Source organism: Arcobacter sp. (assembly GCF_050300555.1).
Taxonomy (GTDB): Bacteria; Campylobacterota; Campylobacteria; order Campylobacterales; family Arcobacteraceae; genus Arcobacter.
Window position 1 is genome coordinate 1 of sequence record NZ_JBNKXY010000034.1, and the last position, 1249, is coordinate 1249.

3 protein-coding genes are annotated in these 1249 nt (G+C 38.0%); all 3 read right to left on the reverse strand.

What is annotated here, in order from left to right:
• A partial coding sequence (locus ACQY5W_RS12995; RefSeq protein WP_428025398.1) for a hypothetical protein occupies positions 1 to 189 on the reverse strand: 189 nt, incomplete at its 3' end.
• Positions 190 to 228: 39 nt separating this feature from the next.
• A complete protein-coding gene (locus ACQY5W_RS13000; protein ID WP_428025399.1) occupies positions 229 to 600 on the reverse strand; it encodes a hypothetical protein in 372 nt (123 codons plus the stop codon).
• Between the two features lie 30 nt (positions 601 to 630).
• Positions 631 to 1249 (reverse strand): hypothetical protein (locus ACQY5W_RS13005; protein ID WP_428025400.1); only part of this gene is annotated, 619 nt, incomplete at its 5' end.

Genomic DNA, 1249 nt, shown 5'->3' on the forward strand with positions numbered 1-1249 from the left:
CAAAGAATCAACAAGTAAAACTTTTGAAATAGAATGATCGGTAGTAATAGCAATTTTACCATACCCAATTACCTTTCCTTCACTATTGTCACTAAACAATGTTGTATCACTTGGGCAATCATTTTCTTCAAATGATGTGAACATGTGCCTCTCCCCGGTCAAATGATTAGTGTATCCACTATCTAGCACCTAACTTGTTCCACCGAAGGAGTAAGCATACAAAATAAATTATGCTTTATTTTTAGGTACCCAAGTTTGATTAAGTTCTTTCAAGTTAGTAACAATGCACTTAGGTACCCACATATAATTCTTTGACCTCTTGTGGTGTGGCCCAACATACAAAGCAATAACTCTATCAAATTTATTTTTCATGAGAACATATGATGCATCAAAAGCATGATAATTCATGTAAGAAGCATTAACATCAATATTAGAAGCATAGGAGGCATGGTTAGTTTCTTTGTCGTCTTGCTTCACTTGGTGAGAGTTGCCTTTAGTGAACTTAATGAACTCTTTGCCATTGTTATTCACCCTTGAATTGTGCTTGTCTCCCACCTTGTACCCAATGACATTCTTGATGTGAGGTTTTCTTGCGTTCATGTATGCACTTCTTGCATATTCAAGCTTTTCTTATTCAATGGTCTTTTGTTGCTTCTTGAGAGGTTGGGATTTCCTTAATTGTTGGGAAGCTTGATTAGTGAAGTTTGAACCCTTCTCAAGCTTATTCACCATATTTCTACGGTTATCTTGAGATGGTTGCGCCTTGACTTGCTTCTCCAATACTTTTACCTTTTGTTCAAGCCTTTTGACTTCAAGCTTCAAGGCATCATTCTCTTTACCTATAGCTTCATCACAAGATTCTACAACAACTTGCTCAACATTTGGCTGTTGGCTTTGAGCACAAAGAGCATCAATATCAGCATTATAGCATCTTTCACAACCCTTGCTAGTAGAGGCTTTGGTAGTTTCGGGTGTGCTTGAAGGTTTTGAAGTGCTTGCCCAAAGAGCATCAAATTGCACTTCAAGATCTTTATGAGTCTTTTGCAAGACATCATACGAGTCTTGAAGAGCACCAATTAAGCCCTCGAGACTAGAGATAGTTTTTTTACCTTGGGCAAGTTCTTCATTTTTCTCCTTCTCAAGATTCAAGAGTTTCTTGAGCTCACGTGTACTTTTCCTTTCTTGCTCAAGCAAATCCTCTTGATCCTCAAGAAGTTGATCCCGAGCTACCAATTCCTTCCCTAGCCTT

Excerpts from the sequence above, each read along its gene's own strand:
- ACQY5W_RS13000 (WP_428025399.1), bottom strand. The coding sequence starts at position 600 with ATGAACGCAAGAAAACCTCACATCAAGAATGTCATTGGGTACAAGGTG.